The sequence below is a fragment of the Phytomonospora endophytica genome, from assembly GCF_014202425.1.
Taxonomy (GTDB): domain Bacteria; phylum Actinomycetota; class Actinomycetes; order Mycobacteriales; family Micromonosporaceae; genus Phytomonospora; species Phytomonospora endophytica.
Map to the genome: position 1 here is coordinate 129,624 of NZ_JACHGT010000007.1, position 13,833 is coordinate 143,456.

Genomic DNA, 13,833 nt, shown 5'->3' on the forward strand with positions numbered 1-13,833 from the left:
GCCGTGCGCCGGGGACGTGGCGGGAGCCCCAAATCACCCGGCCCGCCGCGATCAAGCCACCGAGGGTAAGGAACCATAGAAGACATGGCCCTTCGTTCCGACCTACGTAATGTCGCGATCATCGCGCACGTCGACCACGGCAAGACCACCCTCGTCGACGCCATGCTCAAGCAAGGCGGCGCCTTCAGGCAGGGCGCAAACGTCGACGACCGGGTGATGGACTCGATGGACCTGGAACGTGAAAAGGGCATCACCATCCTCGCCAAGAACACCGGCGTGCACTACACCAACGCCGCCGGCGAGTCGATCACGATCAACATCATCGACACCCCCGGCCACGCCGACTTCGGTGGTGAGGTCGAACGCGGCCTGACCATGGTCGACGGTGTCGTGCTCCTCGTCGACGCCTCCGAGGGCCCGCTGCCGCAGACGCGCTTCGTGCTCCGCAAGGCCCTCGCGGCGAAGCTCCCGATCGTCCTGGTCATCAACAAGGTCGACCGCTCCGACGCCCGCATCAAGGAGGTCGTCGACGAGACCTACGAGCTCTTCCTCGACCTCGACGCCGACGAGTCGCAGATCGACTTCCCGATCGTCTACGCCTGCGCCCGCGACGGCATCGCCACCCTGGAGATGCCCGCCGACGGGACCGTCCCGACCGACAGCAGCACCCTCGAACCGCTGTTCCGCACGCTCCTGGACACCATCCCCGCCCCCTCCTACGAGGAAGGGGCGCCCCTCCAGGCGCACGTGACCAACCTCGACGCCTCGCCGTTCCTCGGCCGTCTCGCGCTGTGCCGCGTCCGCCAGGGCACGATCAAGAAGGGCCAGACCGTGGCCTGGTGCCGCGTCGACGGCACCGTCGAGAAGGCCCGCGTCGTCGAGCTGCTGCTCACCGACGGCCTTGAGCGCAAACCGGCCGCCGAGGCCGGTCCCGGCGACATCATCGCCGTCGCCGGCTTCCCCGACATCATGATCGGCGAGACCCTCGCCGACCTGGAGAACCCCGTCGCGCTGCCGCTGATCACCGTCGACGAGCCGGCGATCTCGATGACCCTCGGCACCAACACCTCGCCCCTCACCGGCCGGGTCAAGGGCTCCAAGGTCACCGCGCGCATGGTCAAGGACCGCCTCGACAAGGAACTCGTCGGCAACGTCTCGCTGAAGATCCTCGACACCGAGCGTCCCGACGCCTGGGAGGTCCAGGGCCGCGGCGAACTCGCCCTGGCGATCCTGGTCGAGCAGATGCGCCGGGAGAACTTCGAGCTGACCGTCGGCAAGCCGCAGGTGGTCACCAAGGACATCAACGGCAAGCGCCACGAGCCCGTCGAGCGTCTGACCATCGACTCCCCCGAGGAGCACCTGGGCGCGATCACGCAGCTCCTGGCGACCCGCAAGGGCCGCATGGAGCAGCTGGTCAACCACGGCACCGGCTGGATCCGCATGGAGTGGCTGGTCCCGGCACGCGGTCTGATCGGTTTCCGCACCGAGTTCCTCACCGAGACGCGCGGTACGGGCATCGCCCACCACGTGTTCGAGAAGTACGAGCCGTGGTTCGGCGAGCTGCGCACCCGCCAGAACGGTTCGCTGGTGTCGGACCGCACCGGTGTGGCGACGACCTACGCGATGTTCAACCTCCAGGAGCGCGGCTCGCTGTTCGTCGAGCCGGGCACCGAGGTGTACGAGGGCATGCTGGTGGGCGAGAACTCCCGTGAAGACGACATGGACGTCAACATCACCAAGGAGAAGAAGCTCACCAACGTCCGCTCCGCGACCAGTGAGGTCCTGGAGCGGCTGATCCCGCCGCGCAAGCTCTCGCTGGAGCAGGCTCTTGAGTTCTGCCGCGAGGACGAGTGCGTCGAGGTGACCCCGGAGGCGATCCGGATCCGCAAGGTCATCCTGGACGCCGCGCAGCGCGGCCGGGCGCGCCGCCTGGGTTCGCGCTAAAGACAGCTGGGAAAGGGGCCGCCACGAAACCGTGGCGGCCCCTTTCGCATACCTTCAGGAGCGGCCGAGCAGGGCCATGCCGATCGCGCTGCGGTGGGGGTCGAGGCGGTCGAAGCCGTCCTCCACGTTCCACAGGGCGTCCTGGAGGACCCTGCCGACCGTCCACACGACGGCGCGGTCGCGGTCGAGGCTCAGCCCGTCGACCATGCGGTCGAAGCGGCGCAGGACGGCCTTCACGACGTCGCCGGTGGCGACCATCTCGTCGAAGCGGTTGTACATCGCCGGGAGCAGGTCGAAGCCCGGGTCGCCGGCGAGCGGCTTGGGGTCGATCGCGAGCCACGGTTCGCGGCCGCTGCCGGGCAGGGGCGCCAGGACGTTCTCGTAGTGCAGGTCCCAGTGCAGGAGCCGGTCGCCGGCCTCCCCCACGAGCTCGGCGACCGCGCCGGCGGCGTACTCGACGAGCCTGCGCTCCTCGGGGAGCGCGAGCTTCGGGAGCGCGGCGGGGGTGTCGGCGACCATCTGGGCGGCGATGTCGGAGAGCGTGCGCAGGCCGGGCGGCGCGGGGACGGCGGTCAGTCGCGCGAGGAGCGCGATGACGACGTCGAGGGCCTCCTCGTCGTCGACGGCCATGAGGTCACGGGAAGGGTCGAGCGCTTCGAGCAGGAGGACCCCGGTGTCGGGGTCCTCGTCGAGCAGTCGCACCGAACCGTCGCCGTCCCAGATCCGCAGGCCGACGGCTTCGCCTACGGTCTCGTCGTCGACGGGCTGGAGCTTGAGCATCGCCGGGGTTCCGCCGGCCACGTCGACGGGGACGACGAGCGAGCCCATGCCCGCCATGGCGTTTCCGGTGATCCGCAGATCCCAGTCCCGGATGTAACGGTCGATCCGGTCGGGCAGGGAGGCGAACCAGGCAAGGCCCTCCTCGGTGTTTCCGCGTGATTCGAGGAGGGCCTTGGGGATCGTCAGGTCCGGCATCAGACCATGATCGCCTGCTAGCGGGCTCCGGCGCCAACCGTTTCCCGCTCGGGGGCGGCCAGCGTGCGGGACAGCTTCTCGCCCTCGACGTCCACATTGGGCAGGATCCGGGCGAGCCAGCGCGGCAGCCACCACGCCGACCTCCCGAGCAGCGCCATGACCGCCGGGACGATCGTCATGCGGACGACGAAGGCGTCGACGAGGACGCCGAAGGCGAGCGCGAAACCGATCGAGCGGATCAGGGACTCGTCGGCGAAGATGAAGCCGCCGAAGACGCTGATCATGATGATCGCGGCGGCCACGACGACTCTCGCGCCGTGCCGGAAGCCGGTCACGACCGCGTCCCTGGCTCCGGCGCCGTGCACGTAGTCCTCACGCATGCGGGTGACCAGGAAGACCTGGTAGTCCATGGCGAGTCCGAAGAGGATGCCGACGAGCAGGATCGGCAGCAGGCTCATGATCGGGCCGGGTTCGTCGACGTTGAAGACGGTGTCGAGCCAGCCCCACTGGTAGACGGCGACGACGGCGCCGAAGGTCGCGGCGACGCTCAGCAGGAAGCCGAGGGCGGCCTTGAGGGGGACCAGGATCGAGCGGAACACGAGCATGAGCAGCAGGAAGGCGAGTCCGACGACGATGGCCAGGTAGGGCAGCAGCGCGTCGTACATCTTCTGGCTGATGTCGATGTTCATGGCGGTCAGGCCGGTCACGGAGATCACCGCGCCGGTGTCGTCGCGGATCCCGTCGCGGGCGTCGCGGATGGCGTGGACGAGGTCGGTGGTGGCCTCGTCGGTGGGCGCGCTGGACGGGATGACGGTGAGGAGGACCGTGGTGCCGTCGGGCGCGGGCCGCGGCGGGGTGACGATCACGCCTTCGCCGAGGCCGCCGATGCGGGCGCCGATCTCGGTGGCCGCGGCCATCGGGTCGGTGCTGTCGGCGCCGTCGACCACGACGACGAGAGGGCCGTTGACGCCGGGGCCGAAGCCCTCGGTGATCAGGTCATAGGCCTTGCGCTGGGTGGTGTCGGCGGTGGCCATGCCGTCGTCGGGGAGGGCCAGGCGCAGGTCGGCGGCGGGGACGGCGAGCACGCCGAGGCCGAGAAGGGACAGGATCAGAACCGGGACGCGGAAGCGGACCACGAAGCGGGCCCACTTCTCCCCCATCGGGGTGCGCTCGGGCCGCTCGGTGTTCTTGCGCTCGCGACGCGGGAGGATGCGGCGCCCGGCGAAACCGAGCAGGGCCGGCAGGAGCGTCAAGGCGACCAGGACCGAGATCGCGACCGTCGCGGCCGCGGCCAGGCCCATCGCGACGAGCAGCGGGATGCGGATGATCGACAGGCCCGCGAGGGCGATGACGACGGTCAGGCCGGCGAACACCACGGCCGAACCGGCGGTGCCGACGGCGTAGCCCGCGGCCTCCTCGCCGTCCTCCCGGACCTTCAGTTCGTGCCGGTAGCGCGACACGATGAACAGGGCGTAGTCGATGCACACGGCGAGGCCGAGCATCAACGCCAGGATCGTGGTGTTGGAGTTGAGGTCGATGAAGCCCGAGGCGGTGGTGATGCCCGCGACGCCGACGCCGATGCCGATCAGCGCGGTCAGCAGGGGCAGTCCGGCGGCGACCAGCGAGCCGAAGGTGATGATGAGGACGATCGCGGCGATGCCGACGCCGAGGACCTCGGCGACTCCGGTCTCGGGGATCGCCTGGAGCGCGTCCCCGCCGACCTCGACGGTCAGCCCGGCCTCCCGGGCCGGCGTGAGCGCGGCTTCGAGGGCGTCGTGGTCGGCGTCGCCGAGTTCGAGGCCCTCGACCTCGTAGGCGACCTGCGAATAGGCGTAGTTCCCGCCCCCGGACACCGCGCCGGTGCTGAAGGGGTCGGTGGCGTAGGCGACCTTGTCGAGGTCGTTGAGCTGGAGCACGACGGCGCCGACGAGGGCCGCGTTCTGCTCGGTGGCGAGGGTCTGGCCGTCGGGCGCGACGAACACGACGCGCGCCATCGCGCCACCCGGGTTGGCCACCGGGTCGACCTCGGCGAGGTGGTCGCGGGCTTCCTGCGACTCGGTGCCCGGCATGCTGAACCCGCCGGAGGTGTTGCCGGCGAGCGTCGCCGCGCCGATCCCGGCGAGGCCGAGGACCGCCAGCCAGATGATCAGGACGATGCCGCGTCGGCGGTACGAGAACCGGCCGAGTCGGTAGAGGAACGTTGCCACAGGAAGGGCTCCAGCCTGTACACGGGCGCCTCCGGCGGGCGGCCCACGGTCAAAAGCTAGCCGATCGGCAAGGCAGTACCAAGCCGATCGGCTAGTGAAGAACCTTACAATCGGCTAGCAGGCGGCTAGTCGATCGGCAAGGTCACGGAAGGTGTCGACCATGAGGAACAATGGCGTCATGGCAAGTGAGAACACCCGGACGCGACTACTCGCCGCAGCGCGGCAGCTCTTCGCGCTGCACAGCTTCGCCGGGACCTCACTGCAGATGATCGCCGACCGGCTCGGCGTCACCAAAGCCGCCGTCTACCACCACTTCAAAACCCGCGACGACATCCTCGACGCCGTCATCGAACCGGCCCTCGCCGAGATGCGCGCCATCATCGACGACGCCGAAGCCCAACGCGGCCACGCCGCCCGCGCCGAGCACATGATCGCCGGCTTCGTCGAACTCACCGTCCGGCACCGCGACCTCATCACACTGCTCAGCTCCGACCCCGGAGTGCTCCACGCCCTCGGCGAACGCGACTCCTTCGCCGACCTGCTCACCAGGCCCCTGTACGTCCTCACCCGCGACCCCGAAGACCCCGCCGAACGGATCCGGGCGAGCATGGCCCTGTCGGCGATCGCGACGACCGCGTCCTCACCGATGCTCACCGACGTCGACGACGCCACCATGCGCGAAACCCTCACCGACACCGGCCGCCGCATCCTCGGACTCCGCCGCCGAACCGCGCATTGATCCACCGTCACACCGAAGCGGTATGGTCGGCGCCATGGCCGCGAACGATGCATTCCAGGCGCTCGAACCCGCAATCGCAGCGCTCCCCGGGACGGTGTCCGTCTGGTGTGGACGCCTCGAAGGCGAACCCGCCTACACCCGCCTCGCCGAGGAAGGGCACTACCCCGCGAGCACCATGAAGGTCGGCGTGATGGCCGCGGCCTACCGCATGGCCGACGCCCGCGAACTCGACCTCGACGCGCCCGTCCCGGTCCACCACGACTTCGCAAGCCAAGGCCCCACCGGCGGCCGCTTCGAGATGACCGAGTCCTACGACTCCGATCAGACCGTCTGGGACAAGCGCGGAGCAACCGTCCCCCTCCGCTGGCTCCTCCGCCGCATGATCGTGCGCTCGTCCAACCTCGCGACGAACCTCGCCCTCGAAGCCGTCGGCTACGACGCCGCCGACGCCCTCTGGGAAACCGTCGGCGCCACCGGAAGCCGCACCCGCCGCGGCATGGAGGACTTCGGCGCCCGCGACGCCGGCATCGACAACGTCATCACCGCCGCCGACCTCGCCACCCTGTTCCGCGCCATCGCCAACGGGACCATCGCGTCACAGCGCGCCTCACTCGAAATGATCGACGTCCTCCGCGCACAGGAATTCCACGTCGACCTCGCCCGCGGACTCCCCGAAGGCACCCCCACCGCCCTCAAGAACGGCTGGATCGACGGCATCCGCCACTCCACCGCCATCATCTACCCCGACGACGCGCCCGCCTACATCCTCTCCGTCTGCGTCACCAGCCCCGCCGCCCACTCCCAACGCGGCGAAGACGAAGCCTGCGCACTACTCGCGACAATCGCGGCCACCAGCTGGGAAGCACGACACGGACTGGGTGGAGACGCGGAGGACGAGAGCGCCTGAGGGTGGGGCAACTCGCCTGGGTGGGGGGATGCGGGCGGGTTCCCTGGGTGGGTGAGCGAAGCGAGACTCGCGCTTGTGGGGGCGTGCCTTGGGTTCCCGGTGTTGGTGGGTGAGGTTTAAGGGCCTGTGCTTGTTTGGGCGGCGCGAACGAGACCGCCTTGCGGGTATGGGATCGGGCTGCGGCCCGCCGCCGGTGCCGGGTCCCCGGCGTGGGCGCGGAAACGCCGCCGGGTTCCCGGCGTGGCGGGTGAGCGAAGCGAGACTCGCCGGGTTGCGGAAACGCGGCGTCTTCCCGGCCGGGGTGTGCGAGCGAAGCGGGGCTCGGCCTTGGCGGGCCGCTGCGGCCGGGGTTCCCTGGGCTGCGTGGGCGAGCGAAGCGAGACTCACGCTCGCGGGACCGCGTCTTGGGTTCCCGGTGTTGGTGGATGAGCTTTTAAGGGCCTGTGCTTGTTTGGGCGGCGCGAACGAAACCGCCTTGCGGGTATGGGATCGGGCTGCGGCCCGCCGCCGGTGCCGGGTCCCCGGCGTGGGTGAGCCGCGAAGCGAGACTCACCCTTGACGGGACGGATGCGGGCAGGTTCCCGGCGTGGGCGAGCAAGACTCACCCAGGCGAGAGCGCTGCGGCCGGGTTCCCGGTGTGAGCGAGACTCACGCTCACGAGGCCGCGTCTTGCGTCCCCAGGCTCGGCGATCCACGAAGCGGCACTTGCGCCCACCAAGCCACGCCACCGGCGGGCGCGGCAAGCGAAGCGCCGCCTCGCCCTCACCGAGCCGTGTCCTGGGTTCCCGGCGTTGGGTGGGTGAACGCTGCTGTGCTTGTTTGGGCGGCGCGAACGAAACCGCCTTGCGGGTATGGGATCGGGCTGCGGCCCGCCGCCGGCGCCGGGTCCCCGGCGTGGGTGAGCCGCGAAGCGAGACTCGGCCTTGGCGGGCCGCTGCGGCCGAGTTCCCTGGCCTGCGTGGGCGAGCGAAGCGAGACTCACGCTTACGAGGCCGCGTCTTGCGTCCCCGGCGTTGGTGGATGAACGCTGCTGTGCCTATTTGGGCGGCGCGAACGAAACCGCCTGCCAGGCATGGGATCGGGCTGCGGCCCGCCGCCGGTGCCGGGTCCCCGGCGTAGGCGGGCGAGCGAGCGAGACTCGCCCGCGTGGCGAAGCTGCGAGCGGGTCCCGGCGTGCTTGGTCGAGCGAAGCGAGACTCCCTTAGGACGAGACTACGGCCGGGTTTCCCTGGCCCGCTTGGGCGAGCGAAGCGAGACTCACGCTCACGAGGCCGCGTCTTGCGTCCCCGGCGCAGGCGGGCGAGCGCCCGAGCGAAGCGAGACCCGCCCCAAACCAGACCACCGCGCCCCGGTCCCCACCGCGTGGGAGCCGCGAAGCCCGACGACGCGCCCTCCCCACTCACGCACGCGCCGCCGGCCCTCCCCAGCCCCAGCCCCAGCCCTCAAGCGTTCGGCGCGAGTTCCGTCCCCGCGCCGCGGCGGCGGATCCGGATCCGCTCCCGCTGCTCGGGCAGCGTCGTCTCCTCCGCGCCCTCGACCGTGAAGCCCGCGTCAGCGATCATCTTCAGGTCGTCGGCACCCGCCTGGCCCTCGCTCGTCAAGTAGTCCCCCAGGAAGATCGAGTTGACCACGTGCAGCGCCAGCGGCTGGAGCGTGCGCAGGTGGATCTCACGTCCCGCCGCCAGACGCACCTCCCTGTCCGGGCAGGCGAGACGCACCATCGCCAGGATCCGCAGGCAACGCTGCGGCGTGAGCCCCCACGTCCCTTCCAGCGGCGTCCCATCGAAGGGGATCAGGAAGTTCACCGGCACCGAGTCGCTCTCGATCTCGCGCAGCCGCAGCACGACATCGACCAGATCGGCGTCGGTCTCCCCCATCCCCGCGATCAGCCCCGAACAGGGCGACAGTCCAGCCGTGCGGACCTTCCCCACGGTCTCGACGCGGTCGGCGAAGTCGTGCGTGGAGCAGATCTCCCCGTACTGGTCCTCGCTGGTGTTGAGGTTGTGGTTGTAGGCGTCCACACCATGCTCGCGCAGCCGCTCGGCCTGCCCGTCCGACAGCAGCCCCAGGCAGGCGCACACCTCGACCCGCGGGTTCTCCGCACGGATCGCCTCGATCGTCTTCCCGACGCGGTCGAGGTCGCGGTCGGTCGGCCCCCGCCCGCTGGCGACGAGGCAGACGCGCTTGGCCCCACCGGACACGCCCGCCGTGGCGGCCTTGGCGGCGTCCTCCGGCGACAGCCACGTGTACTTGAGGATCTCGGTCTTCGACCCGAGCCGCTGCGAGCAGTACCCGCAGTCCTCCGGGCACAGGCCGCTCTTGAGGTTGACCAGGTAGTTGAGCTTGACCCGGTCGCCGAAGTACCGGCGGCGCAGCCTCCCGGCGGCGGCGACCACGTCGAGCAGTTCGGCGTCGGTCGTGGCCAGGACCGCGAGGAGGTCCTCCCGTGACGGCTCCCGTCCGGACAGTCCACTGTCGACCAGCGAGTCCAGTACGGCGCGTGTGTCTGTGGCAGTCATGCGACAGATAATGCCAGCACGATCACACCGAGCTTTTGGAGGATCCCTCCAAAGGAAATCAGAGAATGTATTCAGGTGATCTTCCGTTGGCGGCCACCTTCGGGATAAGGTCCCAGGCATGCCCATCGCCGAGATCTCCACGCGCATCGCGAGGATCCCGCTGCACACCCCCTTCGTGACCGCCCTGCGGACCGCGAGCCACGTCGAGTCGGTCGCCGTCACCGTCACCGACGACGACGGCAACACCGGTGTCGGCGAGGCCCCGCAGGTGTGGCGCGTGACCGGAGAGTCCCTCGCCGGCGCGCGATCCTGCGTGGACGGCCCCTTGCGGGACGCGCTGCTCGGCGGTGACCCCGACGACCTCAACGCGCTCCTCGACCGGCTCCACGCCGCCGTCGTCGGCAACCACGGCGCCAAGGCCGCCGTCGACGTCGCCCTGCACGACCTTGCCGCCAAGCGGCTCGGTGTGTCCCTCACGCGCTACCTCGGGGGCTCGGCGACGACCGTGCCGACCGACGTGACCCTCTCCGCCGCCGGGACCGACGCCCTGGTCGCCGCCGCCGCGCAGCGCGTCGCCGAGGGCTTCACGGTCCTCAAGATCAAGGTCGGCGCCGACCCCGCGGGCGACATCGCCCGCATCAAGGCCGTGCGGGCCGCCGTCGGCGACGAGATCGGCCTGCGCCTCGACGCCAACCAGGGCTGGAACGCCAAAGAGGCCGTGCGCATCATCGGGCGCTTCGAGGACGCCGGACTCGGCATCGAGTTCGTCGAACAGCCCACGCCCGCCCACGACCTCGACGCCCTCGCCTACGTCACGAGCCGCACCATCACCCCGATCATGGCCGACGAGTCCGTCCACGGCGTGCGCGATCTCGTCGAGGTCATCGAACGGCGCGCGGCCGACATGGTCAACGTCAAGCTCGCCAAGTGCGGCGGCATCCGCGCCGCCCGGACCCTGTTCGGCCTGGCCCGCGCCCACGACATGGGCACCATCGTCGGATCGATGATGGAGAGCCACATCGGGGTCGCCGCGGCGGCGAGTCTCGTCGCCGCCTTCGGCACCACCGCCGTCAGCGACCTCGACGCCGCGTGGTGGCTCACCGCGCCGCCGTTGACCTACGCCGAGGGCCGTATCGTATTGCCGTCCGGACCGGGACTCGGTGTCACCGTTGACATCGAGAGCCGGTCCGGCTAACCGTTACGTCACGAGTCGCTTTCATTCTGGCGCGGCGTGGTGCGAAACCTGATCGGGTTCCGTATCGTTCGTGCGAGCAACCGGCCGTACGGCCAGCTGAACCAAGGGGAGGGAATGTGACCGTCGAGATCGGACAGTCCGCTGTCGTCTCGGTCGCCACCGCAACGCTGTGGGCTTCACCCCAGGAGCCCGACGAGATCACCGCGCCCGCGCTGCGCGCCCCTTCCGGTGTGCGGGAGTGGGTCGCGTCCATGGGCCGGGACCTGAGGGTCAACGGTCTCGGTGAGAAGACCCTCACGCAGATGCTGTTCAACGACGAGGTCGTCGTCGAGGCGATCGAGGGCGACTGGGCCAAGGTCGTCGTCCCGGGACAGCCCGCCGCCAAGCTCGGCGAGCGCGGCTACCCGGGCTGGGTGCCGTTGGCGCAGATCTCGCCCGTTCCGGAGCGAGATGGCGAGGAGTACGTCGTCGACGCCACCGCGACGGCGCTGCGCGACGAGCCCGACGGCGACGTGATCGTCCCGGGCATCATCCTGGGGACGCGGCTGACGAAGGTCGATACGCCCTATCGCGGGTGGATCCCGGTGGCCGTGCCCGGCGCGAAGGACCCGGCGTGGGTGCGCGGGCATGACCTGTCCGCGGCCAACCGCGCGGAGGATCTGACCGGTGAGGCCGTGCTGAGGGTCGCCGCGCGTCTGCTGGAGGTGCCCTACGTGTGGGGCGGCCTGTCGGCTTACGGCGTGGACTGCTCGGGTCTGGTGCACCTGGTGTACCGGTACCTGGGGGTCACCGTCCCGCGTGACGCCGACGACCAGCGGACCGCGTCGGACGCGCTGGAGCCCGCCGAGGCGTCGCCGGGTGATCTGTACTTCTTCGCCAAGGACGGGCGCCACATCCACCACGTGGGTCTGGTCGGTGTGCCCGACGACAACGGCGACCCGACGATCCTGCACGCGTCGGGCGTGTACGGGAAGGTCGTGCACGAGACCTTCACCGGTGACCGGCGGTCGACGCTGGTCGGTGCCGGTGCGGTGCGGGTGCACGCGGCGGACGGTGCGGCCGCGGGCTGAGCCGGTAGATCGTGAGGCGCGGCCCGGGACGGTGTCCCGGGCCGCTTCTCGTGTGCCCGGTACGCCGGCCGACGAGAAGCGGCCCGGAGCTCATGGCTCCGGGCCGCCGTGTTCTCGGTTCCCCTACTTCGGCCTATTCGGCTCCGGAATCGCCCCGCCTTGCCCGGGTCGGTTCCGCTTCGGGGACGTTGTCGTCGACGCGGCCTTGCCCTGGCCTTTTCCCGGGCCGTCCTCACCGGCGCCGTGGTTCTCGGCACCGGGTTCGGGGGCGGGGCCCCCGGCGGAGGAGGCCACCGCGCCGGGCGCGGCGGGCTCGGGCGTCATCGAGCGGGCCTTGATGAGGCTGGCCACGGTCGCGATCGCGAGGACGCCGACGATGACGACGAGCGACAGGTTCGTCGAGATGTCGGGGATCCATTCGATGTGCTGCCCGCCGTTGATGAAGGGCAGGTTGTTCTCGTGCAGGGCGTGGAAGAGCAGTTTCACGCCGATGAACCCGAGGACGGCCGCGAGGCCGAGCGACAGGTAGACCAGCTTGTCGAGCAGCCCGCCGAGCAGGAAGTACAGCTGCCGCAGGCCCATCAGGGCGAACACGTTGGCCGTGAACACCAGGTAGGGCTCCTGCGTCAGCCCGAAGATCGCCGGAATGGAGTCCACGGCGAACATGAGGTCGGTGGTTCCGATCGCGATCATCACGATCAGCATCGGCGTCACGAACTTGCGGCCGTTGATGCGCGTGGTCATGCGCGAGCCGTCGAAGTCCTTCGAGACCGGCAGGACCTTGCGGGCCCACCGGATCATGATGTTCTCGTTGACGTCTTCGTCCTCGTCCTTGTTGCGGACGAGCTGGATGGCCGTGTAGATCAGGAACAGGCCGAAGAGGTAGAAGACCCAGACGAAGCGGCTCACCACGGCCGCGCCGACGGCGATGAAGGCACCGCGCATGATCAACGCGAGGATGATGCCGATCATCAGCACTTTCTGCTGATAGATCCTCGGTACGGCGAAACGTCCCATGATGATCACGAAGACGAAGAGGTTGTCGACGGAGAGGCTGTACTCGGTGACCCAGCCGGAGACGAACTCGGTGGCGAACTGCCCGCCCGAGGTCAGGTAGATGCCGAGGGCGAAGACACCCGCGAGGGCGACGTAGAAGCCGACCCACAGGCCCGACTCGCGGATCGAGGGTTCATGCGGACGTCTGCCGATGATCGCCAGATCGAAGATCAACAGCAGGGCGAGACCACACAGGGTGGCCACCCAGACCCAGGCTGGGATGTTCACGTTAAGTAGCCTTCCGGTTCAACACGAAAAGGTGTGCCCGGAAGGTCTCTCCCATCTCATCGCGACTGGCATGTCGCGCAGGGACCGGCGATGCCGGGGGCCGCCCTTCTCATCAGGGTCGAACCACCGTGTTGACGACAGTCGCCGCGGGGGATACTCCCCTCCCGCTCGCACTATTGTGGCGTACGGCTGTGCGGATGTCAGCACCGGATGCGTCTTTGCTCATTAATTGTGAGGGGACTCGCTCCGGCGCGCAAGCCAACTGTCAAACTCCCGCCATGGTACTTGAAGTCGCGATGTTCGACATCACCCCAGGCCGCGAGCAGGAGTTCAGCACGGCGTACGCGGGCGCCAGGCATCTCGTCGAGGCCACCGAGGGCTGCCGCACCGTCCGGATGACACGTGGAGTGGAGTCCCCGAGCCGCTTCGTCCTGCTCATCGAGTGGGATTCGGTCGAGGCGCACGAGCAGGGCTTCCGGGCCTCCGACCGCTTCGGTGAGTGGCGGGCCGCGCTCGGCCCGTTCTTCGCCTCGCCGCCGGTGGTGGAGCACTTCGCCGACGTGTAGCGCCGAACGCGGACCGGGACGATCGTCCCGGTCCGTCCCCTTTTCACGCCGCCCGGTCGACGACGAGCCTCAGCAGACCCGGGAAGCGCGCCTCCAGGTCTTCGACGCGCACGTGGCTGCGGCGTTCGAGCCCGTACTGCCGCTGGCGGATCACTCCGGCGTCGCGCAGGGCGCGGAAGTGGTGCGTGAGCGTCGACTTCGGCCGGTCGAGCCCGAACCATCCGCAGGTGTGGTCGAAGGCCTCCGACTCCAGGAGCAGCTTGCGCACGATCCCCAGCCTGAGCGGGTCGGCGAGCACCCCGAAGACGTTCTCCAGGCGCAGTTCGTCCACCCGGGGCTCCGGGAGCGGCGCGGGGGCGTCGACCGGGATCTCGATCACTTTCCAGGACATCGGACCTCCTTGTACGACTCCTATCGTACTAGGTGC

The 13,833-nt window shown here is 69.7% G+C and carries 10 protein-coding genes and 1 pseudogene; 6 read left to right on the forward strand and 5 right to left on the reverse strand.

Annotation, left to right across the window (positions count from 1 at the left end):
- Positions 1-84 precede the first annotated feature (84 nt).
- On the forward strand, positions 85-1,944 hold the full coding sequence (typA, locus tag HNR73_RS17195) for a translational GTPase TypA (protein ID WP_184788515.1): 1,860 nt from the start codon (positions 85-87) through the stop codon (positions 1,942-1,944).
- Positions 1,945-1,998: 54 nt separating this feature from the next.
- Here typA and HNR73_RS17200 read toward each other — a convergent pair whose 3' ends face one another.
- Positions 1,999-2,919 (reverse strand): aminoglycoside phosphotransferase family protein, encoded by a 921-nt coding sequence (locus HNR73_RS17200; protein ID WP_184788516.1) that lies wholly within the window; start codon positions 2,917-2,919, stop codon positions 1,999-2,001.
- 17 nt (positions 2,920-2,936) lie between these two features.
- The gene (locus tag HNR73_RS17205) at positions 2,937-5,126 is read right to left on the reverse strand and encodes an MMPL family transporter (protein ID WP_184788517.1); all 2,190 of its coding nucleotides are present in this window, start codon (positions 5,124-5,126) and stop codon (positions 2,937-2,939) included.
- A gap of 178 nt (positions 5,127-5,304) precedes the next feature.
- Between HNR73_RS17205 and HNR73_RS17210 the strand changes: the two genes are divergently transcribed.
- On the forward strand, positions 5,305-5,865 hold the full coding sequence (locus HNR73_RS17210; RefSeq protein ID WP_184788518.1) for a TetR/AcrR family transcriptional regulator: 561 nt from the start codon (positions 5,305-5,307) through the stop codon (positions 5,863-5,865).
- A gap of 34 nt (positions 5,866-5,899) precedes the next feature.
- Complete coding sequence (locus HNR73_RS17215) at positions 5,900-6,772, forward strand: serine hydrolase (protein ID WP_184788519.1); 873 nt, start codon at positions 5,900-5,902, stop codon at positions 6,770-6,772.
- A gap of 1,442 nt (positions 6,773-8,214) precedes the next feature.
- On the opposite strand, the gene bioB is transcribed toward HNR73_RS17215, so the two are convergent.
- A complete protein-coding gene (gene bioB / locus HNR73_RS17220) occupies positions 8,215-9,291 on the reverse strand; it encodes a biotin synthase BioB (RefSeq protein WP_184788520.1) in 1,077 nt (358 codons plus the stop codon).
- 118 nt (positions 9,292-9,409) lie between these two features.
- Between bioB and HNR73_RS17225 the strand changes: the two genes are divergently transcribed.
- Entirely contained in the window at positions 9,410-10,486 is a 1,077-nt protein-coding gene (locus HNR73_RS17225; RefSeq protein WP_184788521.1) for a mandelate racemase/muconate lactonizing enzyme family protein, read from the forward strand.
- A gap of 116 nt (positions 10,487-10,602) precedes the next feature.
- A complete protein-coding gene (locus tag HNR73_RS17230) occupies positions 10,603-11,556 on the forward strand; it encodes a C40 family peptidase (protein ID WP_184788522.1) in 954 nt (317 codons plus the stop codon).
- A 330-nt stretch (positions 11,557-11,886) separates the two neighbouring features.
- On the opposite strand, the pseudogene HNR73_RS17235 reads toward HNR73_RS17230, so the two are convergent.
- Positions 11,887-12,840, reverse strand: a pseudogene (locus HNR73_RS17235) (TerC family protein); the annotation flags it as partial.
- 278 nt (positions 12,841-13,118) lie between these two features.
- On the opposite strand from HNR73_RS17235, the gene HNR73_RS17240 reads away from it, so the two are divergent.
- Positions 13,119-13,406, forward strand: a complete 288-nt coding sequence (locus HNR73_RS17240; protein ID WP_184788524.1) for an antibiotic biosynthesis monooxygenase family protein — start codon at positions 13,119-13,121, stop codon at positions 13,404-13,406.
- Between the two features lie 43 nt (positions 13,407-13,449).
- Here the strand turns inward: HNR73_RS17240 and HNR73_RS17245 are convergent, their stop codons facing one another.
- Positions 13,450-13,797 carry an ArsR/SmtB family transcription factor gene (locus HNR73_RS17245; RefSeq protein ID WP_184788525.1) on the reverse strand — a complete coding sequence of 116 codons (348 nt, stop codon included), beginning with the start codon at positions 13,795-13,797 and terminating at the stop codon, positions 13,450-13,452.
- Between the last annotated feature and the right edge of the window lie 36 nt (positions 13,798-13,833).